We start from the raw sequence: 21,616 nt of genomic DNA on the forward strand, positions 1-21,616 counted from the left end.
TCCGTAGCTCCGTAGTTGGTTGATTTCGAATACATGACACGTGGGCTAGCTAACTAACGTCAAGATGCGCCGGGGCATGATCAGAGGCTGTTCTAATGCACCGTGTAACGTCAACGTCAAAATCATCTGTACGGTATTTTTTGCCGCGTCCAGGGGACGCTGGCACCGAGTGCGTACTTTTATTGCTTGGCGGGTGGCGCAAAAAACAGCATCTCCACCTGATTGATCAACGCCGGACCAAAAGCGTCGCCGCCGACTTGCGGCGCGATCAACTGCATCAGGACGGGCGAGCCGGGCGGCGGATGCAACGCGTGCACGAGCAGGCAGAAGTACATGGCCGGATGCTCGGCACGCACCACGCCCGCTTCCATCCCTTGCACGATCAGCGGTTCCATGCAGTCGTAGACGGGCATCACCAGGTGGCGGTGCAGCGTGGCACCCCGGTCGCCGGTTTCCGCCGCGTGCTGCGCAATGAACTGCTTGTGCTCGGGGTGATGGAGCGCGTGCGCGCCGATGATGGCAATCGCATCCTTCAGCCGGTCGGTCACCGGGCGCGACGTATCGAGCGAGAGGGCGCGCATGCGCTCGGCAGGTTCCGCGAGGGCGGCTTCGAGCGTATCCACGCACGCGCGCCATAACTGTTCTTTCGAACCGAAATGCACGCGCACGAGGCTGGCGTCGACCTTCGCGGCCCGCGCGATGCCGCGCAAGTTCGCGCCGTCGTAGCCAAGCTGCGAGAACGCCTCGATGGCGGCGGTAAGCAGCGCCGCGCGGCCATCGGGCAGGTGTTTGGGGCGTCGGCCCCGCGTAATGGGTGTGGCAGTCATCGTCTCGCAACGTCTTGCGACGTGCGTGCCGAACCCTTGGCTTCGTCCACCGTACCCGCCTTCGCCCCGTCCACCGTGGCCGGTGAGGCAGGGGCTTTGGCAGTGTCGGCCGTTGGCTCGGGGGGCACACCCATCGCATAAAACAGGAGCGCAGTATCCGACAAACGCGCGCCGGTTGCACGCACTGTCGTCATATAGGCGTTCCAGTACTGCTGCTCCCGTGCCCGTGCGGCGGACGTGGGCAACGCCCCCAGACGCACCCGGGCCGCCGTGTCGCGGTATACCTGCTCGGCCGCAGCGTTCGCATTGTCGGCATGCAGCAGCGACGTATTGTCCGCTTCGAGCGACGCAAGCGTATCGGCCACATTCTTGAACGCCGTGAGCACCGTCTGCTTGTACTGATCGACCGCCGCCTCGTACGTGGCTTGTGCCGCGCGCCGCTGGGCAAGCAGGGCGCCGCCGTGGAAGAGCGGCTGGGTGATCGACCCGGCGATACTCCACAGCGACCCGGCGTTGGACAGCACTGTCGGCCAATTGAAGCCGCCTTTGCCCATCGATGCCGTGAGCGACAGGCTCGGGAACATCTGTGCCGTGGCGACGCCCACTTCGGCCGACGCCGCTTTAAGCGCCATCTCGGCGGCCTGAATGTCGGGCCGCGTTTGCAGCAACGTCGACGGCACCGCCACCGGGAGCGTTTGCGGTACGCGCAACTCGCCTAACGGCAGATCGTCCGGTGCTTGATCGGGCGTGCGGCCAAGCAGCACCGCGAGCGCGTGACGTGTTGATTGCCACTGCGCCCGCAGACCCGGCAACGACGCCGCGAGCGACTCCGCATTTTGGGCGGAGGAGAGCGCGTCCGAACGCGATACGGCGCCAAGTGCTTCACGGCGTGCCATTTCATTGGCGTCCGCTTGGGCGAGATCGACCAGACGTTCGGTGGCCTTGACCTGTGCGCCGAGGACCGATGCACTGATGGCCCCCGCCACGATGTTGGCCGCCAACGCCTGCCGCGACGCTTCGAGCTGGAATGCTTGCTGATCGACTTGTGCCGCCAGCGACGCGTTAGCGAAGCGCGACGCACCGAAGAAGTCGAACGTGTAGCGCGCTTGAATCTGTCCCACGAACATGTTGTAGAGCGCCGTGGGCGGACCGAATGTCGGAATGCCGAGATTGCGCTCGCGCGCTGCTTGTCCGCCGATATCGATCGATGGGAAGAGCGACGAGCCGATCTGGGCCTTCAACTGCTCGCGGGCCGCTTGCAACGCATGATCGGCGGCCGACAGATTCGGGCTGTTGCGCAAACCTTCGTCCACCAGCGCGTCGAGCTTGTCCGAACGGTAGGCGTGCCACCAAGCTTTGACCGGCGCGGCACCCACGTCGAACTGTTGCGACGCGCCTTGCGCGACGACCGTGCGCTCCGGCAACGCGTTGGTGCCGTAATGCGCAGGCGAGGGCATCGCGGGCGGCTTGTCGCTCGGCGCGAATGAGCAGGCACCGAGCCACAGCGGCAGCAACGCGGCGAGGGGCGCATGGCGACGCAGTGCGCGGCGCAGCAATGAGCGCGCAGGTGGGCGCACAAGCGGGCGCGAGTGAATGCGCGGGGTCATGGGCGGTCTCCTTGCGGAATGCCGTTGTCGTGCTCACCGTCGGATGGCGCGGACGGGCCACTCGATCCATCGGTGCCCTTCGGCGCATGCGAGGCACGCTCGTCATGTCGCACGCGGAACGCCGTGGCATACAACGCCGGCAGGAAAAACACGGTCAGCACGGTGGCGCTGGTAATGCCGCCCATCAGGGCAGTCGCCATCGGGCCGAAGAAGTTGCTGCGCAGCAGCGGGATGAGGGCGAGCACGGCAGCCGCGGCGGTGAGCGTAATCGGCCGGAATCGTCGCACCGTCGCGCTGACGATCGCGTCGAAGCGCGGGTGACCGGAGGCCACGTCCTGCTCGATCTGATCGACCAGAATCACCGAGTTACGCATGATGATCCCGAACATCGCAATCACGCCCAGCATGGCCACAAACCCGAACGGTTTGCCGAAGAGCAGCAGCGTCGCCACCACGCCGATCATGCCAAGCGGGGCGGTGAGCACCACCAGCATCGTGCGTGCAAAGCTCTGAAGCTGAATCATCAGCAGCGTGAGCACGGCGATGATCATGATCGGCATCTGCGCCATGATCGACGACTGGCCTTTGCCCGACTCTTCCACCGAACCGCCGATCTCGATGCGGTAACCCACCGGCAGCGCTTTACGAATGTCGGCCAGCTTCTTGTAGACCGCTTCCGTCACGTCGATACCCTGCTTGCCAGCCCGCACATCCGAGCGCACGGTGATCGTCGGCTGACGGTCGCGCTCCCAGATCACGCCGTATTCCAGATCGTCGACTACATGGCCGAGGGTGGCGAGCGGCACCGGCCCGTTGGGTGTCGGCATCGCCATCGTCGCGAGCTTGGCCGGGTCGACGCGTTCGTGCTTCGGCGCGCGCAGCGTGATCGAAATCAACTTGTCGCGCTCGCGGTACTGGCTCATGTCATAGCCGGTGAGCGTCATCGCGATGAAGTTCGCGATGTCTGCCGAGCTCACGCCCAGTGCACGCGCCTTTTGCTGATCGACTTCGAAGCGAACCGAGCGTTGCGACGGCTCGTCCCAGTCGAACTGCACATCGACCGTGTCGCCGTTGGCACGCATCACATCGGCGACTTGCTCTGAGATCTTGCGCACCGTGCCGATATCGTCGCCACTCACGCGGAACTGCACAGGAAAGCCGACCGGCGGCCCGTTTTCCAGACGCGACAGGCGTGTGCGCACACCGGGCATGGCTTCACGCAGCTTCGGTTCGAGCCACTGCGCCAGTGCCTCGCGGTCTTCCACCGATTTCGCCGTCACGACCAGCTGCGCGAAGTTCGGCGTCGGCAATTGCTGATCGAGCGGCAGATAGAAGCGGGGCGCGCCCGTGCCGACAAAGCTCACCGTATGGTCGATCTCCTTGCGGCCTTCGAGAATCTTCTCGAGGCGCTCGGTTTCGCGCAGCGTGGCCTGATATGACGCGCCTTCCTGCAAGCGCAGATCGACCATCAGCTCAGGCCGGTCGGAACTCGGGAAGAATTGCTGCGGAATCAGCGAAAAGCCTGCCATCGCAATCAGGAACAGCACGACGGTGATGACAAGCACGACGATCTTGCGCTCGATACACCACGTCAGCCAGCCGCGCAGGCGGTTGTAGAACTTCGTGTCGTAGACCTCGTGCTCGTGATCGTCGCCGTGGTGGGCTTCACGCTTGCGCTCGGGCAGCATCTTGTAACCGAGCAGCGGAATGAGCACCACTGCCGCGAGCCACGACGCCAGCAGGGCGATGGCCGACACTTCGAAGATCGAGCGCGTGTATTCGCCGGTGCTCGATTTCGCCAGCGCAATCGGCAGGAAGCCGGAGACCGTGACGAGCGTGCCGGTCAGCATCGGGAAGGCTGTGCTGGTGTAGGCGAATGCCGCAGCGCGCTTGCGATTCCAGCCTTGCGCGAGTTTCACCGCCATCATTTCGACGGCGATGATGGCATCGTCCACCAGCAGACCTAACGCCAAAATCAGCGTACCGAGCGACACCTTGTGCAGGCCGATGTCGAAGATGTACATGAACAGCGACGTGACGGCGAGCACGACCGGAATCGAAATCACCACCACCATGCCGGTGCGGAATCCCAGCGACACCAGACTCACGATCAGCACGATGGCCACGGCTTCAGCGACGGCTTCGAGAAAGTCGTCGACCGAGTGCGATACCGACTGCGACATGCTCGCCACTTCGGTGAGCTTGAGGCCTGCGGGCAGTTGCGCGCGCAACTCGCCCATCGTGTTCGCCAGCGCTTTGCCAAGGTGGACGACGTCTTGCCCCTTCTGCATGGTGATGCCGATACCCAGCACGGGTTTGCCTGCGAAGCGCATTTCCGTGACGGGCGGGTCGACATAACCGCGTTTGATCGTGGCGATGTCGCCAAGCCGGAACGTGCGGTTGTTCACGCGAATGAGCGTGTCCGCCAGCTCGTTCACATTGCGGAACTGACCACTCGGGCGCACGACCACGCGGTCGTTGGGCGCTTCGATGGTGCCGGCAGGCGAGACCGCATTCTGGCCGTTGACGGCTTCAGCGATCTGATTCGGTGAAATGCCCAGCCGTGTGAGCTGTGTGTTGCTGATTTCGACGTAAATGCGCTGGTCTTGATCGCCGAAGTAATCGACTTTGGACACACCGGGCACGCGCAGCAGCACAGTGCGCAGCGCGTCGGCGTAGTCGCGCAATTGGGCAGGGCCGAAGCCGTCGCCTTCGAGCGTGAAGATGTGGGTGTAGACGTCGCCGAACTCGTCGTTGAAGAACGGCCCTTGCACGCCGGAAGGCAGCGTGTAGGCAATGTCGCCGACCTTCTTGCGCACCTGATACCACTCTTCAGGCACTTCGCTCGCGGGCGCGGAGTCCTTCATCGAGAAGAACAGCAGCGACTCACCGGGGCGCGAATAGCTGCGCTGGAAGTCGATGGACGGCATCTCCTGCAATTTGCGCGCGATGCGGTCGGTCACTTGCTCCTGCACCTGCTTGGCGGTCGCGCCGGGCCAGAAGGTGCGGATCACCATCACGCGGAACGTGAACGGCGGGTCTTCGGACTGGGCGAGGCGCGAGTAGGCAAGAATGCCGAAGATCGTCGCCATCGCGATGAGGAACACTACCAGCGCGCGGTGACGCAACGCCCACGCGGAGAGGTTGAAGCTGCCTTCCTCGTGGCGGTAATCCTGTGGCTCGGTGGGTGGTGCGGCGTCTGGCGTCTGGGGCACGGGCGGCTTCCCGTCCTGCGCGCTCATGACGCGAAGTCCTCAGGGTGAAGCGGGGCGATGACGCGGACTTTTTCACCGGCGGTCACCGTGTGCACGCCTTGGCAGACGATACGCTCGCCCGGTTGAATGCCACCGGCTACCGTCACCGTGCGCTCGCCATAACGGGCGATCTTCACGCGGCGCAGTACGAGGGTGTCGTCTTGCTTGACCACCCAGACGGCCGGTTGATTGCCATCGTGGAAGAGGGCGGTCGAGGGCAGGGTGATGGCGGGGCCAGCAGCGATCGCGGCGTTGGCGTTACCTGCGTCGTTCGCGGCGGATGCCCCGGCAGCGCTGGTCGAGGCTGGTGCGGCAGCAACCGGTACGGACGCGGCAGTAGGTGCCGCAGTAGGTGCCGCCGTGGGTGCCGCCGTGGGTGCCGCGACGCTGCCCGGCAGCGGCTGGGCAAACGCAACGTTAGCCGTCATGCCCAGCTTCACGTCGGGGCCGGGCGAGAGCAGCGAGAGTTTCGCGCGATAGGTGCGGCTTTGCGGATCGGCAGCCGGGGCGACTTCGCGCACCTTCGCCTGCCACGTCTTGCCGGGCACGGCGGGCAACGAGACGGTGGCGGTCTGGCCGATGCGGAACGCCCCGAGCGCTACTTCGGGCACATCGGCGATCACGTCGACGTCACCCGTCCACGCCAGTTGATACACCGGCTGGCCGGCGCTCACGTTCTGACCGGTATCGGCCTGCTCGGCGGTAATCACCCCATCGCGGTCGGCCTTCAGACTGCCGTAGCTCAACTGATCACCGGCCAACGCGGCTTGTTGCGTGGCCTGATTGCGCTGCGCGAGCGCGCTGGCGTAGGCGTTCTCCGACTGCTCCAACTGTGCCGGGGCGATGAGGTTTTCCTTTGCCTGCGCCCGGTCACGCGTGACGGTCTGCGTCGCGTAATCCAATTGATGCTGGGCGGCGTCGAGTTGGGCGCGCGCACTGGCGGCGTTCTTCGACAAATCGGCCGGATCGAGCCTTGCAACCACCTGACCGGCCTTCACCGCATCGCCCAGCCGTACCGAGCGGTCAATGATCTTGCCGGCCACGCGGAACGACAGCGGCGTGGCGTAGCGCGCTTCGATCTGGGCGGGGAGCGACGCGATTGGCGTCTGTTCGGCGGTTTTCGCCGCCATGGCAACCACCGGACGGGGCGGCGGCTCAGGCGGTGCCTTGCGCGAACACGCCGCCAGGGCAGCGACGGCGATGGCCGTGGTGGTGAGCGCCAGGGATAACCGGCGGCGACGTGAAGCGTTGGCAGGCAAGGAGGGCAACATGCGCGCGAGACTCACAAGATGGGGAATCCGGGAGGATCCGAATTAAATCTACGGGCGATGATATATGGATTGCGCATGCGCCGCAACGGGCGTCGATACCCCCTGTGACTATCGATAGGGAGTACCCATTGGGAATGTTGACCGGGGTCGTTGAATGCCTTACCGGCGAATTATTTTGGAGTACGATCACTAGGGCGCGGTCACTCATCGTATGCAAAAATTCGCACGATGGCGAGCCGCCGCCATGCCCCCAAGAGGGCCCTCGGTTGGGGACAAATTGTCACAATCGAGGAACGTTGTCACACACGATGAGTCGCACTCGAGCCAGTTGCAACGACTGGTGACGTCACGAGCAGCGACGGTCCGGCGAATTCGAAAGACCGGCACGCCAAGAGGCCGGCAACTTAGCTCGATCGCGGTAGTCCGCGAATTTGAGCGAGGTCAAGCACAGGGCACGCACAGGCGTCGAATGCGCCAGCGGGTCGGGCTTTCCGACTATGCTGAATGTATCCGAAGTTTAACGATCTACGACGTTAACGAGAGACGGATAGCTATGACAACACGAATTGCATTGGTCACAGGCGGCATGGGCGGATTGGGTGAAGCCATCAGCCTGCGTCTGGCAGATGCCGGATACCGCGTGGCAGTGACCTGTTCTCCCCAGAATCACGATTGCGAAGGCTGGGTTTCCCGCATGCGAGAGATCGGCCGCGAGTTCGAGGCCTATCGCGTCGACGTTGCCGATTACGCGTCGTGCGAGGCTTGTGTGAAAGCGGTGGAGTCCGATACCGGGCCGGTCGACATTCTTATCAATAACGCGGGGATCACGCGCGACAGCACGATGCGCAAGATGACACCCGAAGACTGGCAATCGGTATTACGCACCGATTTGGACAGCGTGTTCAACATGACGCGACCGCTCTTTAGCGGCATGGTCGCGCGCGGCTGGGGCCGCATCGTCAATATTTCATCGGTCAATGGCAGTCGCGGCGCGTTTGGTCAGGCGAACTACGCGGCGGCCAAAGCGGGCATGCATGGCTTTACGAAGTCGCTGGCGCTCGAAGTGGCGAAATCGGGCGTGACAGTCAACACGGTGTCGCCCGGCTATCTCGCAACGAAGATGGTCACGGCGGTACCGCAAGACGTGCTCGAAGCGCGCATCCTGCCGCAAATTCCGGTGGGCCGACTCGGGCGACCCGATGAAGTGGCGGCGCTGGTCGCCTTTCTCGTGTCCGACGACGCGGGCTTCATTACCGGCAGCAATCTGGCAATCAACGGCGGTATGCACATGGAGTGAGTGGCGAGCTCGCCATGGTCGCGCTCACAGGTGTTTTATTCAGGAGAGTGAAGATGTCCAAGGAAACGAATCCGGCATTGGCATTGGTCAAACTCAGCACGGCAAGTGCGCTGGGGGCTTACGGCATCATGCTCGAAGCCGCGCAGCGCATGCACCAATTGCAGGCACAGCGGGATACCGAGTTGCTCAAAGCGCATTCCGAAGCGGCCAAGTCGCTCGGCGGCGCGCAAGATTTCAATGCGCTGTTCACCGCGAACTTGCAATTGCTCAACGGCCAGCTCGCGCAGCAAAACACGTTCTGGCGCGAATGGCTCGCGGTGTGTGCGAATAACCAAATGCTGTGGGCCGAGCATTGCCGGACCACGGGCGAGGAGTTGCAGCACGGCATGGCGGGCGCGATGACGTTGCCCGACCTGATCGGTGCTGGCACCGCCGCTGGCGAGGCTGCAAAGGCCGCAGAAGCGCCGCTACAAAAGTGGTTCCAGGCGTTCAACGAAGCGACACAGGGCACCATGGATGCCTGGCGCCGCATGTCGACGGAAGCGCAACAGGCGACCGAGGCGGCCGTGTCGAGTCAGTCGCCGCTCAATGGCCGTGTGCCACCGAAGCGCGGCGGTCACGCTCACCGTTCGAGCACGTAAGTTCCGGGCGCATCACCCAGATCGCGTCCTGGCGGCCAGGGGGCGGCGACGCGTTCGCTGCTGCCCTGCGCGATCAGCGTGTTCAGCGTGCCGTCGCGGGCGCGACGGGCGTGGAATTGTTGCCGGGGGTGGACGACGGCGTGATCGATGGCGTGACCGGCGGCACGACGGGCTTGCGAGCCTGCCAACTCGCGCGGCGGAACGGATGTTCCCGACCCGATAGATTCAACGCGATGTGAGTGATCCAGCGCTGCGTCGGCACCCGCTCGCCATGCAGCCACATCACAAGGATGAAGAGGCTCGCGGCCATCGGCAGCGTCTTGAGGTTAGGCGCCTCGTCGTGACGCGTGAGCCAGGCGAATGCCGCACATACCGCGAAGCCCACCGCACAACCCGCCACGGCTTCGGACACCGAGTGCGCCGAGAGCGCCACGCGCGACACCCCGACGGCGACGCTCCCCACGCTGGCCAGCACCATGCCGAGTGCGCGCCATGGCCACGCGACCCGGCGCAGCAACAGCCACGCAATCATGGGATAGACGGTAGCGGCGAGCATCGTGTGGCCGCTCACGCCGGTGAAGTCCAGCTCGCGCACACCCAAGCCCCAGCCGAGAAACATGACCTTGGTGATGACAACGAGCAGGGCGGCAACGCCGAAGAGCGCTACCCAGATGAAAGCCGTACGCCACGCGCGCGCCGCGAGCAGCCAGACGGTGAGGGCGGCTGCCGCAGGCACGGTCACTGCGGCACTACCGAAATTGGTGATGGTGATCCAGAAGTTCGACATGACTACCAAAAAGCGGCCCGAGAGCAGGGGGCCTCGGGCGAAAACATTATCTTACGCGTGACGCTGCGCTCGGACCACAGTGCTGGCGGCAAAGACCGCATGCTTCGCGTCCGACCCGGGGCGCACAGAATCGTTCGGACTTTTCACCGCGGGATGTCGGGCTAAGCGGCGCCCGGCCACGCCACGTAAGTTGCCAAAGTTACGACGACCGTCGCGAAGGTCGTCGTAACCTCATGGATCTGATGGGTTTTAGCGCACACGTGGCCATAGTACGATGGCCGCGAATGTGGCCCCGACACATCGCATCCGGAGACTTCATGCTGTTCAACCAGACGGGCAAGCCGCCATTGCCTGCGCCCCCCGCACGCGCCGCGCCCGCAATCTCACCGACCCACCGCAACGACGGTATCGATCTACTGCGCGGCCTGTCCATTCTGTTCGTCGTCGTGCACCACCTTGCGCTCAGGTTCCGCCTGCCGCTAGGGCCGAGCCTGCTGGGCGACGTGCTGCCCAAGCGGATCATCGACGGGTTGAGCTTCAACGGATACGAAGCGGTCTTCGTGTTCTTCGTCATCTCAGGCTTCGTCATCACGCGCCGCTCGCTCGAGCGCTATGGTTCGCTCGACGCGTTTCGCTGGCGCAATTTCTATGCGCTGCGTGCGACGCGCATCTTCCCGCTGCTCCTGCTCCTGCTCGCGATACTTGCCGTGATGCATTGGCTCGCCGTGCCGGGTTTCATCATCAATAAACCGGGTCAGTCGCTGGGCGGTGCGCTGCTCTCGGCACTCACCATGACGCTGAATTGGTACGAAGGTCGCACCAACTGGCTACCCGGTGCTTGGGACGTGCTGTGGTCGCTATCGATCGAAGAGTGTTTCTATCTGGCGTTTCCACTGTTTTGCCTGATCGTACGGGGGCCGTGGCGCGTGATGGCATTGATCGTGCTGGCGCTGTCGCTGCCGTGGACACGAGCGGCATTGCAGGGCAACGAGATCTGGCAAGAGAAGGCGTATCTGCCGGGGATGGCGGCGATTGCATGGGGCGTGTTGACGGCGCTGTTCGTGCAGCGCGTGACGTTGCCGCGTCAGTGGGCGCGCGTTGTGGGCGGGCTGGCGGTGACTGGGCTGCTCGCCGTCGTATTCTTCGGCGACGTGCTGGGGCGGCTGCTGCACGACTTCATCATGTTGCTGCTCTGCCTGAGCGCCGCGTGCTGGCTTGCCGCTGCACACGGGTCCTACCGCACCGTGCCGCGTGGACTTCGTTGGCTAACCGCGATGGGCCGCTGGAGCTATGAGATTTATTTGAGCCACATGTTCGTGGTGCTGGCGGTGACGCCTGCGTACCTCGCGTTCACCGGCGGCGATATGCGCTGGACGTTCCTCGCCTACGTGCCGGTCGTGGCCGTTTGCACCGTGCTTGGTGCGGCATTGCATCGCTATGTGAGCGGCCCTGCCGCGCGGCGTCTCGTCGGGCGCTCACCGACGCCAGTGGCGACCGGGGTCTTGTAAGGCGTTCACCTGCTGATTTCAATTCGCAGGGATGCGGGGCAATGGTACATTTTCGGTTCCCGCATTTTGTTGAACAGGAAGCGTAGTGAGCCAACCCGTCGCCAATGTCATGCCCGAGAGTGCCACGCTGCTGGAGATCGTACGTGCGCAGACTGAGATCGCCAAGCTGGGCCTCGATTTAGGGGGCGTGATGTCGTTCGTTGCCGAGCGCGTACAAGACTTGACGCAGGCCAATGGCGCCGTCGTCGAGTTAGCGGAAGGCGACGACATGGTGTATCGCGCCGCATCGGGGGTGGCCGCCGATCTGCTCGGCATGCGGTTGTCTCGCGACGGCTCGCTCTCCGGGCAATGCGTCAAGACGGGCAGCATTCTGCGCTGTGACGATTCGGAGACGGACCCGCGTGTCGATCGCGAAGCGTGCCGCCGCGTCGGGCTGCGCTCGATGATCGTCACACCGCTGCGGCATCTCGACACCACCGTCGGCGTGTTGAAAGTTTTCGCGCCGACACCGAGCGCATTCCCCGACGCCGACGTGCGCACGCTTGAACTCATGAGCGAACTTATCGCCGCCGCCATGTTTCACGCGGCGCGCTACGAGACGAGTCAGCTCTATCTGCAAGCCACGCATGACGCGCTTACCGGTTTGCCCAACCGCGCGTTGTTCTACGACCGCTTGCGTCAGGCGATTCATCTGGCATTGCGTTCGTCGCAACGGCTCGGCATTTTCAATATCGATATGGATGGCCTCAAACCGATCAACGACCGGTACGGCCATCGCGCGGGCGATGCCGCGATTCGCACAGCGGCCGAGCGCATGTATGCCTCCGCGCGCCGGTCCGACACGGTAGCCCGCGTCGGGGGCGACGAATTCGGGATGATCTTGCCGGGGCTGCATTCGCGTGAAGATGCCGAGGCGCATCGGCAGCGCCTGATTCAGCAAGTCGGCGCGCCGTTCGAATTCGAGGGCAACGCGCTCGAACTCGGCGTGAGTGTAGGCATCGCCATACTGCCCGACGACGGCACGGAGATGACGCAATTGATGGACCGCGCCGACGAGGCGATGTACGCCGTCAAACGCACACGTCCGACGACACGAGGCTAAGCGTTCGAGTCACAGGGCTGCGACTCACCGGGCTGCGACGGCCCGGTCGATTGGGGGATCGATGCCTCTCGTCGAAACATCGGATCGACACCCCCGACACTCGCGATATGTCACCTATCGCGCGCGAATTGTCCCAAATACCCACAAAAGGCACGCAAGTTGCGTGCCGTTTGCGCTTTTTCCCATCTTTTTTAGTCGATAGCCCTCGTAGACTGCGCTGCTCTTGATCTGGTATCGCACGCTATGTATTTACGACCCTTTTGTCGTTTAGCCGCGGGCTTGGGGCTATGCGCATCGCTTCCGTTGCCGGGTGTTGCGATGGCAGCCGCCGGCGACATTCCCGCAATGCCGTGGCATCAACGGTTGACGGCGCTTGCCGCAACGGTGCCGCCGCACACTTCCACGAACGCCACGTCGCACCGGGCGATTCCCGTCTGTCACAAGTCGGTGTCCATGTTCTTCGCACCGCAAGCGGTGGCGGTGGGCCATCAACGGATCGGGGCGACATCCCAGTCGTCGTCGACCTCGTTGCGTAAGGCTCATGCGTCCTCGGGAGGCAAGCAGTTCACGATGCCGGTGTCGTATGTCCGCGTTTCGTCGGCGTTCGGTTACCGGCGTCATCCGGTTCGCGGCGTCTGGCACGGTCACTCTGGCGTCGATCTGGTCGCGCCGGCGGGCACCCCCGTAAAGGCGGCGGCGCAGGGCGTGGTGACGTTTGTCGGCTTCGAGCGTCGCGGTTACGGGCGCTACGTCGTCATCAAACATCGCTACGACAGTGAGACCATCTACGGTCATCTGTCGTCGACGATGAGCGACTTGCGCGTCGGTATGGCGGTCAATGCCGGTCAGCGGATCGGGGCGGTGGGCAGCACGGGCATGGCGACGGGGCCGCATCTGCATTTCGAACTTCGGCGCCATGGGCGCTCGGTCGATCCGATGCCGTTGCTGCGCGAGGCCGTGGCCGACGAGCAAGATCAAATGCCGCTGCGGCCGAACGAAGGGTGTCTGACGGTGGGGTTTGAACACACACCGGTGCCGCACAGACATGGTTTGCACGGCCCGCATCACGCGGGCGCGGCGGCGTTGCTTCCTGCTGCGCCGGTGGCACCGGAGCGCCCCGGGAGGCCGCATGGCGGCGCCCGATTCTTCGAGGAAGGATTTTCGGGAATAAATCGACGCGTCAACCCGTAATACAGATACCGGTGCTTGCGAACGTCCGTCGCCGTGACGGACGCGCCCCGGTCAGTATTGCGAGGGAGGTGCGTCATGGGCGGTCGAACGACGGACGAAGCAAAGCACGGGGGCGTCGATAGCGAGGCAATCGCTGCGCCATCGGATTCGGCGCAGGCCGAGGCGGCACACGGAGCATCCGGCAGTCCCGGCATGTCCCGCCGCCGCGCAATGACCTGCCTCGCGTGGGCGGGCGCGGGGATTCTTTGGACGCTCGACGGTGGTGTGCCGCGCGGCGTGTCCTTCGGCTCGCAGGCGCAGGCGGCGACAACGGCGCCATCCGGCAACGCACTGTCGTTCGTACAGATCAGCGACAGCCATATCGGTTTCAATAAAGCCCCCAATCCTGACCCGGCATCGACGCTGCAATCGGCGATCGATCGCATTCGCAACGCGCCGCAACGTCCCGCGTTCATGTTGCACACAGGGGACGTGAGCCATCTTTCCCGCCCCGCAGAATTCGACACAGCGCAGCAAATTGTGACCGGCGCTGGCCTCGAGACGCATTACGTGCCCGGCGAGCACGACGTCATCGGCGATGACGGCCGTGCCTTCTTTGCGCGCTTTTCCCCCGATACCAAGGGCCTCGGCTGGTACAGCTTCGATCAGAACGGCGTGCACTTCGTCGCGCTGGTGAACGTGCTCAACCTGAAGGCGGGCGGCATGGGCTATTTGGGCGACACACAGTTGGCGTGGCTCGCCAACGATCTCAAGGCCCGTTCATCTAGCACCCCCATCGTTGTCTTTACCCATATGCCGTTGTGGACGGTCTACCCCGCGTGGGGCTGGGGCACCGACGACGGCGACCGTGCGTTGGCGTTGCTGCGCCCGTTCGGTTCGGTGACCGTGCTTAACGGGCACATCCATCAGGTGTTGCAGAAGGTCGAAGGCAATGTGCGTTTGCAGACGGCTATGTCCACGGCATTTCCGCAGCCCGCACCGGGCGATGGTCCCGCCCCGGGACCGAAGCAGGTCGACCCGTCGCAGTTGCGCCAAACGCTGGGCATCCGGCGCGTGGACTTCACGGCACTCGACGGCACGCCGCTGCTTGCCGATACCACGTTGGCATCGTGAGATGACCCGCCAATCGATTCAGGAGAGACATCATGCATTTGCCATCTCATGCCGTGCGCCGCTTCTGCGCGGGCCTCGTCACCGTTTGTGCCGTCGTCGGCATGCCCGCGAGTCCCGCATTCTCGGCGGGCAACACGGCGGCGCCTGCCGAGCCCAACACCGTGCGCATCGATAACTTCACCTTTGCCCCGGCCACGCTGACCGTGGCTGTCGGCACCAAGGTGACGTGGGTCAACCACGATAACGAGCCGCATACCGTGACGAGCCAGGCGAACCCGCGTGAGTTCGCCTCCAGCGCGCTCGATACCGGCGACACCTTCGTGCGCACGTTCGACAAACCGGGCACGTACACGTACTACTGCGCGATTCATCCGCATATGACTGGGACCATCGTCGTGAAATGAGTCGCGAAGGCGGTAACCAGATCGAAAACGATGAACGAGCATGCGCGCGCAGATGTGTTTCAATGGACACCATTCACCCGAAGCAACCTCTGCCAATGCGGCTAACCCGGGCACGTCGAACATGGCGAACGTGCCCGCCCTCGGGAGACCCCGGTGAACGACGCTCCGCACTCCGATTCTGACCCGTCAGCCTCGACATACGTCCCAGACGCGACGCTCGCGGGGCGGTTCGAAGCCCTGGCGTTGCCGCATCTCGACGCCGCGTACAACCTTGCCCGTTGGCTTTCGGGCAGTGCGAGCGACGCCGACGATATCGTGCAGGAGGCGTACCTGCGGGCGTTACGGTTCTTCGACGGTTTTCGCGGCGAGAACGCCCGCGCGTGGTTGCTGGCGATCGTGCGCAACACGTGGCTTACGGAATGGCGCCGCCGTTCCGATGCGGCGGATGGCACGCCGTTCGACGAAACGTTGCACGGCTTGCATGGCGACACGCGGCTGCCGGGATGGGACGACGCGAGCGGTGCGGACCCGGAGTTGCTGGCGGTGCGGCGCGACGAGTGCGCGATGGTGCGCGACGCGCTGGCGGCGTTGCCGGTCGTGTTTCGCGAGGTACTCGTGTTGCGAGAGATGGAGGATATGAGCTACCGGGAGATCGAAACCATTGTCGGCGTGCCGGCCGGTACCGTGATGTCGCGGCTGGCCCGTGGCAGGCAGATGCTCGCGGCAGCTGTGCGAGCGAAGCAGGATGCAGGACGCACTTCGGTCCCCACGTCGACGGCACAGGTCACACGTCTGCCCCTGGGCGGCAACCCACGCGGAGGACGCGATGAACAAGCCTGACGATCCCAAGCATCCCAACGATCCGCAACAGCCGGATCATGATGCCGATTCGCCACGAGCCACGGCGCCTGCCAGTGGCACACCGACGGCATCTGCGTCGACCGGCTCGCCAGTTGCATCGGCTACGGCAGATACCACGCTCGGCAAGGTATTGCGCGATGGTTCATTGCGGCACGACGCTCCGGCGTCTTTGCGCGCGCGCATTCAGGCCGATCTAACGCATGCCGAACAACGCGCTGGTGGGCACACCCCGTCACCGTCTCCACAGTCCCCGCAGACTTCACAGCCACGCGCGAAGCCAGCGCGCGCGAAAGAGACGTCGTCCGACGCTGGGTGGGGTTCACGGCTTGCGCCATGGTTTTTCGGCGGCGCGGGCGGGGCCATTCTTGGCGGCATGGCGGTGGCGATGGCATTGCTCGTCGCGCGTCCGCCTGCACCGCCGGAGACGGCTAGCGTGCAGGCGACGACGGGGTTGCAACCGCAGGAGATTGTCGCGAGTCACGTGCGGGCGTTGCTGTCGCAACATCCGATCGATGTGATCTCGACCGATCAGCACACCGTCAAGCCGTGGTTCAACGGCCGCCTCGATTACGCGCCACCGGTGGTCGATCTCGCTGCGAAGGGTTTTCCGCTTGCAGGTGGTCGGCTCGATTACGTGGGCGGACGCACGGTTGGCGTGTTGGTTTATCACACTGACAAGCATCCCATCGATCTGTACGTTTTTCCTTCGCGAGACAAGGCGTCGACAGCGCCGAGCCTGACGGGCGTGGATGGCTACACCATCGCACGCTGGCGTCGCGACGGCATGACGTACTGGGCGATTACCGACGCCGAGGCCTCGCATTTGCGGGTGTTCGTGGAGGCAATGCAAGCCGCGACCTGATATCGTGACGACCTGTTCTCTGTGTTCCTGAGGGAGTGAGTCATGACGCAAGTGCCGTCGTCCAACGCGCCAGTGAATCCGGCGTGGCAAGCCTCGCAATATGTGAAGTTCGAAGACGAGCGTACGCGCCCCGTGCGCGACCTCGTCGCCGCGATTCCAAATACCGAAGCGGGCAAAGTGGTCGATATCGGCTGCGGCCCGGGCAATTCGACCGAAGTGCTGGCCGCGCGCTATCCCACGGCCGACGTGCTGGGCCTCGACAGTTCGCAAGACATGGTCGATGCCGCGCGCAAACGTCTGCCGCAATTTCGCTTCGATGTCGCGGATATCGCGGGCTGGACGGATGGTCCGTTCGACGTGATTTTGGCCAACGCCGTGTTGCAATGGCTACCCGATCACGAGACGTTGTATCCGCATCTGATCGAGCGCTTGGCACCGGGTGGCTCGTTGGCGGTGCAGACTCCTGACAATCTCGACGAGCCGGCGCACCGTCTGATGCGCGAAGTGGCTGCCGACGGCCCATGGGCGGCGACGTTGAAGGGCGTAGAGCGCACGGCACGTCATGGGGCGTCGTTCTACTACCCGTTGCTGAAGGCCACGTGTTCGCGCGTCGACGTCTGGCGCACCACCTATCATCACCCGCTTGCAGGCGGGGCACCGGCGGTGGTGGAGTGGTTCAAGGGCAGCGCTTTGCGTCCGTTTTTGGCCAAACTCGACGATGCGTCGCGCGAAGCGTTTCTCGCGCGCTACACCGACGAGATTGCGAAGGCTTATCCGGCGCTGGCCGACGGCACAGTGCTGCTGCCGTTCCCGCGGCTCTTCGTCGTGGCCACGCGTTGATCGATCCAGCGTGCCGTGCATGCGGCACCGGCGACGGCGAGCAGCATCGGTGCGAGGAAGTCCTGATTCACGTGGGTGAATTCGAGGGCGAGCACGACGGCCGTGATCGGCATGCGCATCGAGACGGCGAGAAATGCGGTGGCACCGACGAGTGCCGCCGCGCCCAGCGGCACGGTCATCACGTCGGGTAGGGCGCCGTTCCAGAGGCCGCACAACACCACAGCAAGCAGTGCGCCGTTGGCCAGACCCGGCGTGAGTAAGCCACCGGCAGCGCCTGCACGCAGGCTGCTCCACGTGAAGAGCACACGCAGGGCAAGCAGGGCGAACGCGAGGGCAATCGTGAGTTCGCCATTGAAGGCCAACCCGGCGGGTCCCTTTCCGTTACCCGGCAATTGCGGGTACCACGCAATCACCAACCCCAAGATCATGAAATTCGCCAGCGCGAACACCGGCAGACGCCAGTCGCGCGGTGCGTTGGCGCGTGCTTGTTCAGTGAAGCGAGCGTAGGCCCAGGCGGCGACGCCGACGAGCGGACCGCAAACGAGTGCCCAGCCGATGAGCGGTGCGCTGACGTCGAAGGTGGGCATGGTGTACTGCTGTTCGGCACCCATGCCGATCCATGCGACGGCGGCGGCGATAGCCGATGTGGCGAAGGCAGGCAACACGGCGCGCCATGCAAACGTGCCGAGCAACACTTCGAGGACGAAGATCGCGCCGCCGAGCGGGACGTTGTAGACGGCGGCCAAACCAGCACCTGCACCGCAAGCGACCATCAGGCGGCATTGTTCCGGCGTGAGGTTGGCGCGGCGTGCCAATTGGTCGCCAATGAGCGAGCCGAGCTCACGCGGGGCCACTTCGCGGCCGAGCGGCGAGCCGAGTGCGACGGTGACAATTTGCAGTAGGGCGTGCGCGAGCGTGCTGCCGACGGGCATGGCACGTCCACGCAAGACGGCTTCTTTGATCGAGACGAGTTTGGCGCCGAAGCGATACACGGCGAACCAGCCGAGACCGGCGACGACACCGCAGAGGGTCAGCACGGCAAAGCGCCGCTCGGGCGATGCTTCGGCCACACCACTGAGAAAGCTCTGCGCGCCGAACACGGTATCGGTGGCGTAACCGAACGCGAAGTGCTGAACGATATGGAGCAGGGCGGCGAGCAGGGTGCCGGCGACACCGGCACCGACGCCGGTCATCAGCGTGACGACGACAAGCGTAGCGAGCGACGGCGCAACGGCTTGGGGTGAGCGTTCTGCGGCCCGGTCAGCGGCCGGAGACGGCGTGTGGGCGGGGAGTTGAGGGACTTGCTTCGAATCCATGATGCTGCGGTTTCCACTCTGGGGTCAGGGAATACCCGGAGTGTATGGCGCGCCGCAGCATAAGAGAAATGAATGTTGTGTTGTAATTTATGATTATTTCGTATGAATGTCGGTTGTCGGCACATGCGGGGCAACGCCCGATCTGTCGAACGTCAAATACCAGCCTTGGAAGCGTTAAGGATTAACCGCAGACCGAGCGCTGCGATAGCGACGGCAGCAATCCGATCGATCCATTGCTTTGCGCGCAGATACACTTCGCGCGGCCCCTTGCTTGAAAAGCACAGCGCAACGATGGTGTACCAACCGCATTCGACCAAAAACACCATCGGGGGCAGGACGAAATAGCACCAAAGCGGGGGATGTTGAGGGAGCAATGCAGCAAAAATACTGCCGTACCAGATGGCCGTCTTGGGGTTGCTTAGTTGTGTGCTAAGGCCAATCCAGAACGATTTGCGAACGCTGCCAGACGGGGCAGCAAAGGCTCGATCGACGGTGATCGGGCTGCCAGCACCGCGCCATATTTTCAACGCCACAAAAATTAGATACGCACCGCCCGCGACTTTCAGGCCGATATAGAGCCATTCGACGGACTGCAAAAGCGTGTAGAGCCCGGCGAGCGCAACGCCGCCGAAGAAAATTCCTCCAACACCCATCCCGAGCGCCGTGGCTAGCCCCGCACGACGAGACACGCCGATGGCGTTACGTGCAACGAGCACGAAGCTAGGTCCCGGAATCATGGCGCCTAACCACAGCGCGACGAGAACGGCGAAAACAGCAGCTAATGCAGTCATTGGAGACTCCTTCGCACAGAGATACAGGCATGCGCCCACGGATTGTGGCACACGCCCGGACTGCATGTCTGGGGAGCATTTCGACCCGTGATACGATTTGCCCACATCAAAGAAAGTGGTGGGCCTGCAACGGGCGCCCCTATTCAAATCGCGGGTTCGGGGGAGTTCGCTGATCGTAGGCGGAGAGCTTATGCTCGCATTCGAGCGATTCTCGCAGGGTTGGGCGACGTCTATTAATGGGCGGATAGCGCCGAGCTTGGTACCACCACGACCCACTGAGGCGACAAATGGTTGATTGGTCTGCGGTTGTCACAGTCTTTACTGTCTATGCGGCTGCCGTCGTCATACCCGGGCCGAACTTCGTCGCCATCACTCATAAGGCAGTCACCAGCACGCGCGCCGATGCGCTTGCGCTCGTCGCCGGAATCGTGGCGGTGAATCTGTTCTGGGCGACTTGCGCCGTCCTTGGTATCGGCGTGGTGTTTGCTATGTTCCCGTGGCTCTCTGTCGGCGTCAGGCTTGCGGGCGCGGCCTATCTGATCTGGTTCGGACTGCGGCTCGTGGTGTCGGCACGGGCAACGTCGTTGGAAGCCGGTCACGTACCGAAGGCGCCTTGGTTTCGCGGTGCGTTCCTGCAAGGTGTCGCGACCAATATCGCGAACCCGAAGTCCATCGCCTTTTATGCGGCGGTGTTTTCCTCAGCGGTGCCCACCCACGTTTCCACGCAGACGTTCTTCGCGCTGCTGGCGACTGTCGCCGCTTCAGCGACTTGCTGGTACGGAGCCGTCGCGCTCGTTTTATCGCATGCAGCAATCGCGAAGGCATATCGCCGCGCGAAGGCGTGGATCGACCTCACCTGTGGCGGGCTAATGATCGCGCTGGGAATCCGGCAGGCATTGCGTTAACAACCCGCCCTGTGGATTTGTTTGAACGTCAGCTTCGCACCCATACCGCATAAACTCGCCGACCAACGTCCCCCAATTGAGGCATGGATCTTCCTGAATCTCGTGACTAGAATCCGTTCAGGCATTCCACCTTTGGGGCTCACGTCATATGAACGCATATCTGCTGCGGGTGTTAGCTGCGCTGGTTTTGTCTGCCGGGCTGGGTGTGTCCGGTCAAGCTTGGGCGGGTGCCACTTACGGCGTCGATGACGCGAGCATTCTTGCGCAGATGGATCAGGGCTGCACCAGTCCCAACTGCGAACGAAACACCATCCTGCCCATCACCAACAGTACGGGCGAAGCGGCCGTGTGCATCCAGCCCGGCACGGAAAGCGCGAGCTATCTGTACACGGGCTCGAACCAACTCATTTTCGCCTACGGGTATCACAACGCCTGCGCGTTCCTCACCTTCGTTTGGGTGAAGCACCAAGGGCAATGGCATTTGGCTGGTATGGCACAGCCGCGTCAGAATGTGGCCGTCGGAATTACACTCGATACGCCGCAAGGCAACCCGCCCAACGTCATCATGTTTTGCCGCAGCGGTGGAGCGCCACGCGACGATCTGCATTGCCAGTGAACATGCGTGATGCGTGAACGTTGGGAGCGAGCAATGAAGAAGTACCTGATTTCCTTTCCAGCAAGTGCCATGAACGTCCCTGCGGAGGACTTGCCAGCCGTGGGCGAGGCCGCCCATGAAGTCATTCGCGAAGCGAAGGCTGCGGGCGTGTACGTGTTCGGTGGGGGCGTCAACGGCGACGTGGCACCGTTCATGGTCGCCGTGAACGGCACGGTTACCAACGAAACGTATCCCCAGACGAAGGCGTTCGACGGCGGTTTTTGTGTTCTTCAACTCCCGTCGCGCGAAGCCGCGATTCTGTGGGCTGCAAAGATCGCCAACGCTTGCCGCTGCTCGCAAGAACTCCGCGAGTTTGGAGACGACCCCGAAAGCTGACGGACAGGGCGCGTATCGCTATGATCGACGACACACGCCATCAGCTAA

The 21,616-nt window shown here is 63.5% G+C and carries 20 protein-coding genes; 13 read left to right on the plus strand and 7 right to left on the minus strand.

Features of this window, described 5'->3' with window-relative positions:
• Window positions 1-179: 179 nt before the first annotated feature.
• Genes ACPWR9_RS09590 through ACPWR9_RS09605 form a run of 4 tightly spaced genes read right to left on the minus strand, consistent with a single transcriptional unit; the run spans window position 180 to window position 6,959 of the window.
• Entirely contained in the window at window positions 180-827 is a 648-nt protein-coding gene (locus ACPWR9_RS09590; protein WP_426297169.1) for a TetR/AcrR family transcriptional regulator, read from the minus strand.
• Window positions 824-2,434 carry an efflux transporter outer membrane subunit gene (locus ACPWR9_RS09595; RefSeq protein WP_426297168.1) on the minus strand — a complete coding sequence of 537 codons (1,611 nt, stop codon included), beginning with the start codon at window positions 2,432-2,434 and terminating at the stop codon, window positions 824-826. The genes ACPWR9_RS09590 and ACPWR9_RS09595 overlap by 4 nt, the downstream gene beginning before the upstream one ends.
• A complete protein-coding gene (locus ACPWR9_RS09600; protein WP_426297167.1) occupies window positions 2,431-5,676 on the minus strand; it encodes an efflux RND transporter permease subunit in 3,246 nt (1,081 codons plus the stop codon). The genes ACPWR9_RS09595 and ACPWR9_RS09600 overlap by 4 nt, the downstream gene beginning before the upstream one ends.
• A complete protein-coding gene (locus ACPWR9_RS09605) occupies window positions 5,673-6,959 on the minus strand; it encodes an efflux RND transporter periplasmic adaptor subunit (protein WP_426297166.1) in 1,287 nt (428 codons plus the stop codon). The genes ACPWR9_RS09600 and ACPWR9_RS09605 overlap by 4 nt, the downstream gene beginning before the upstream one ends.
• 553 nt (window positions 6,960-7,512) lie before the next feature.
• Between ACPWR9_RS09605 and phbB the strand changes: the two genes are divergently transcribed.
• Both phbB and ACPWR9_RS09615 read left to right on the plus strand, forming a co-directional pair.
• Window positions 7,513-8,256, plus strand: coding sequence for an acetoacetyl-CoA reductase (phbB, locus tag ACPWR9_RS09610; protein ID WP_426297165.1), 744 nt, complete (start codon window positions 7,513-7,515; stop codon window positions 8,254-8,256).
• A 53-nt stretch (window positions 8,257-8,309) separates the two neighbouring features.
• Window positions 8,310-8,897 (plus strand): hypothetical protein, encoded by a 588-nt coding sequence (locus ACPWR9_RS09615; protein ID WP_426297164.1) that lies wholly within the window; start codon window positions 8,310-8,312, stop codon window positions 8,895-8,897.
• 82 nt (window positions 8,898-8,979) lie between these two features.
• Here ACPWR9_RS09615 and ACPWR9_RS09620 read toward each other — a convergent pair whose 3' ends face one another.
• Window positions 8,980-9,684, minus strand: a complete 705-nt coding sequence (locus ACPWR9_RS09620) for a phosphatase PAP2 family protein (protein ID WP_426297163.1) — start codon at window positions 9,682-9,684, stop codon at window positions 8,980-8,982.
• 317 nt (window positions 9,685-10,001) lie between these two features.
• Between ACPWR9_RS09620 and ACPWR9_RS09625 the strand changes: the two genes are divergently transcribed.
• From ACPWR9_RS09625 to tam, 8 genes are all read left to right on the plus strand, one after another.
• On the plus strand, window positions 10,002-11,192 hold the full coding sequence (locus ACPWR9_RS09625; protein WP_426297162.1) for an acyltransferase family protein: 1,191 nt from the start codon (window positions 10,002-10,004) through the stop codon (window positions 11,190-11,192).
• A gap of 109 nt (window positions 11,193-11,301) precedes the next feature.
• Window positions 11,302-12,294, plus strand: a complete 993-nt coding sequence (locus ACPWR9_RS09630) for a diguanylate cyclase domain-containing protein (RefSeq protein WP_426297987.1) — start codon at window positions 11,302-11,304, stop codon at window positions 12,292-12,294.
• Between the two features lie 318 nt (window positions 12,295-12,612).
• On the plus strand, window positions 12,613-13,485 hold the full coding sequence (locus ACPWR9_RS09635; protein WP_426297161.1) for a M23 family metallopeptidase: 873 nt from the start codon (window positions 12,613-12,615) through the stop codon (window positions 13,483-13,485).
• 192 nt (window positions 13,486-13,677) lie between these two features.
• The gene (locus tag ACPWR9_RS09640; RefSeq protein WP_426297160.1) at window positions 13,678-14,598 is read left to right on the plus strand and encodes a metallophosphoesterase family protein; all 921 of its coding nucleotides are present in this window, start codon (window positions 13,678-13,680) and stop codon (window positions 14,596-14,598) included.
• A 32-nt stretch (window positions 14,599-14,630) separates the two neighbouring features.
• Window positions 14,631-15,002, plus strand: a complete 372-nt coding sequence (locus ACPWR9_RS09645; RefSeq protein ID WP_426297159.1) for a cupredoxin domain-containing protein — start codon at window positions 14,631-14,633, stop codon at window positions 15,000-15,002.
• Window positions 15,003-15,155: 153 nt separating this feature from the next.
• On the plus strand, window positions 15,156-15,842 hold the full coding sequence (locus ACPWR9_RS09650) for an RNA polymerase sigma factor (RefSeq protein WP_426297158.1): 687 nt from the start codon (window positions 15,156-15,158) through the stop codon (window positions 15,840-15,842).
• Complete coding sequence (locus ACPWR9_RS09655; RefSeq protein ID WP_426297157.1) at window positions 15,829-16,725, plus strand: anti-sigma factor family protein; 897 nt, start codon at window positions 15,829-15,831, stop codon at window positions 16,723-16,725. Before ACPWR9_RS09650 ends, ACPWR9_RS09655 begins: the two co-directional genes overlap by 14 nt.
• 42 nt (window positions 16,726-16,767) lie before the next feature.
• A complete protein-coding gene (tam, locus tag ACPWR9_RS09660) occupies window positions 16,768-17,565 on the plus strand; it encodes a trans-aconitate 2-methyltransferase (protein WP_426297156.1) in 798 nt (265 codons plus the stop codon).
• Here tam and ACPWR9_RS09665 read toward each other — a convergent pair.
• Together ACPWR9_RS09665 and ACPWR9_RS09670 are read right to left on the minus strand one after the other, a co-directional pair.
• Window positions 17,496-18,881 carry a chloride channel protein gene (locus ACPWR9_RS09665; protein WP_426297155.1) on the minus strand — a complete coding sequence of 462 codons (1,386 nt, stop codon included), beginning with the start codon at window positions 18,879-18,881 and terminating at the stop codon, window positions 17,496-17,498. The two genes, tam and ACPWR9_RS09665, sit on opposite strands and share 70 nt — an antisense overlap.
• 152 nt (window positions 18,882-19,033) lie before the next feature.
• A complete protein-coding gene (locus ACPWR9_RS09670; protein WP_426297154.1) occupies window positions 19,034-19,672 on the minus strand; it encodes a LysE family translocator in 639 nt (212 codons plus the stop codon).
• A 287-nt stretch (window positions 19,673-19,959) separates the two neighbouring features.
• Between ACPWR9_RS09670 and ACPWR9_RS09675 the strand changes: the two genes are divergently transcribed.
• From ACPWR9_RS09675 to ACPWR9_RS09685, 3 genes are all read left to right on the plus strand, one after another.
• Window positions 19,960-20,577: a LysE family translocator gene (locus tag ACPWR9_RS09675; protein WP_426297153.1), complete on the plus strand. Its 618-nt coding sequence runs from the start codon at window positions 19,960-19,962 to the stop codon at window positions 20,575-20,577.
• Between the two features lie 148 nt (window positions 20,578-20,725).
• The gene (locus ACPWR9_RS09680) at window positions 20,726-21,193 is read left to right on the plus strand and encodes a hypothetical protein (RefSeq protein ID WP_426297152.1); all 468 of its coding nucleotides are present in this window, start codon (window positions 20,726-20,728) and stop codon (window positions 21,191-21,193) included.
• A 33-nt stretch (window positions 21,194-21,226) separates the two neighbouring features.
• Complete coding sequence (locus tag ACPWR9_RS09685) at window positions 21,227-21,568, plus strand: YciI family protein (protein ID WP_426297151.1); 342 nt, start codon at window positions 21,227-21,229, stop codon at window positions 21,566-21,568.
• Window positions 21,569-21,616 lie beyond the last annotated feature (48 nt).

Origin of the sequence: Pandoraea pneumonica, assembly GCF_049918595.1 — a bacterium.
GTDB classification, from domain to species: Bacteria; Pseudomonadota; Gammaproteobacteria; order Burkholderiales; family Burkholderiaceae; genus Pandoraea; species Pandoraea pneumonica_A.

Bases quoted from the DNA above. Each gene is read 5' to 3' on its own strand.
- phbB (WP_426297165.1), top strand. From the start codon at position 7,513: ATGACAACACGAATTGCATTGGTCACAGGCGGCATGGGCGGATTGGGT.
- ACPWR9_RS09680 (WP_426297152.1), top strand. From the start codon at position 20,726: ATGAACGCATATCTGCTGCGGGTGTTAGCTGCGCTGGTTTTGTCTGCC.
- ACPWR9_RS09665 (WP_426297155.1), bottom strand. From the start codon at position 18,881: ATGGATTCGAAGCAAGTCCCTCAACTCCCCGCCCACACGCCGTCTCCG.
- ACPWR9_RS09675 (WP_426297153.1), top strand. From the start codon at position 19,960: ATGGTTGATTGGTCTGCGGTTGTCACAGTCTTTACTGTCTATGCGGCT.
- ACPWR9_RS09670 (WP_426297154.1), bottom strand. From the start codon at position 19,672: ATGACTGCATTAGCTGCTGTTTTCGCCGTTCTCGTCGCGCTGTGGTTA.
- tam (WP_426297156.1), top strand. From the start codon at position 16,768: ATGACGCAAGTGCCGTCGTCCAACGCGCCAGTGAATCCGGCGTGGCAA.
- ACPWR9_RS09625 (WP_426297162.1), top strand. From the start codon at position 10,002: ATGCTGTTCAACCAGACGGGCAAGCCGCCATTGCCTGCGCCCCCCGCA.
- ACPWR9_RS09635 (WP_426297161.1), top strand. From the start codon at position 12,613: ATGGCAGCCGCCGGCGACATTCCCGCAATGCCGTGGCATCAACGGTTG.
- ACPWR9_RS09615 (WP_426297164.1), top strand. From the start codon at position 8,310: ATGTCCAAGGAAACGAATCCGGCATTGGCATTGGTCAAACTCAGCACG.
- ACPWR9_RS09655 (WP_426297157.1), top strand. From the start codon at position 15,829: ATGAACAAGCCTGACGATCCCAAGCATCCCAACGATCCGCAACAGCCG.
- ACPWR9_RS09600 (WP_426297167.1), bottom strand. From the start codon at position 5,676: ATGAGCGCGCAGGACGGGAAGCCGCCCGTGCCCCAGACGCCAGACGCC.
- ACPWR9_RS09605 (WP_426297166.1), bottom strand. From the start codon at position 6,959: ATGTTGCCCTCCTTGCCTGCCAACGCTTCACGTCGCCGCCGGTTATCC.
- ACPWR9_RS09620 (WP_426297163.1), bottom strand. From the start codon at position 9,684: ATGTCGAACTTCTGGATCACCATCACCAATTTCGGTAGTGCCGCAGTG.
- ACPWR9_RS09630 (WP_426297987.1), top strand. From the start codon at position 11,302: ATGCCCGAGAGTGCCACGCTGCTGGAGATCGTACGTGCGCAGACTGAG.
- ACPWR9_RS09590 (WP_426297169.1), bottom strand. From the start codon at position 827: ATGACTGCCACACCCATTACGCGGGGCCGACGCCCCAAACACCTGCCC.
- ACPWR9_RS09645 (WP_426297159.1), top strand. From the start codon at position 14,631: ATGCATTTGCCATCTCATGCCGTGCGCCGCTTCTGCGCGGGCCTCGTC.
- ACPWR9_RS09595 (WP_426297168.1), bottom strand. From the start codon at position 2,434: ATGACCCCGCGCATTCACTCGCGCCCGCTTGTGCGCCCACCTGCGCGC.
- ACPWR9_RS09640 (WP_426297160.1), top strand. From the start codon at position 13,678: ATGTCCCGCCGCCGCGCAATGACCTGCCTCGCGTGGGCGGGCGCGGGG.
- ACPWR9_RS09685 (WP_426297151.1), top strand. From the start codon at position 21,227: ATGAAGAAGTACCTGATTTCCTTTCCAGCAAGTGCCATGAACGTCCCT.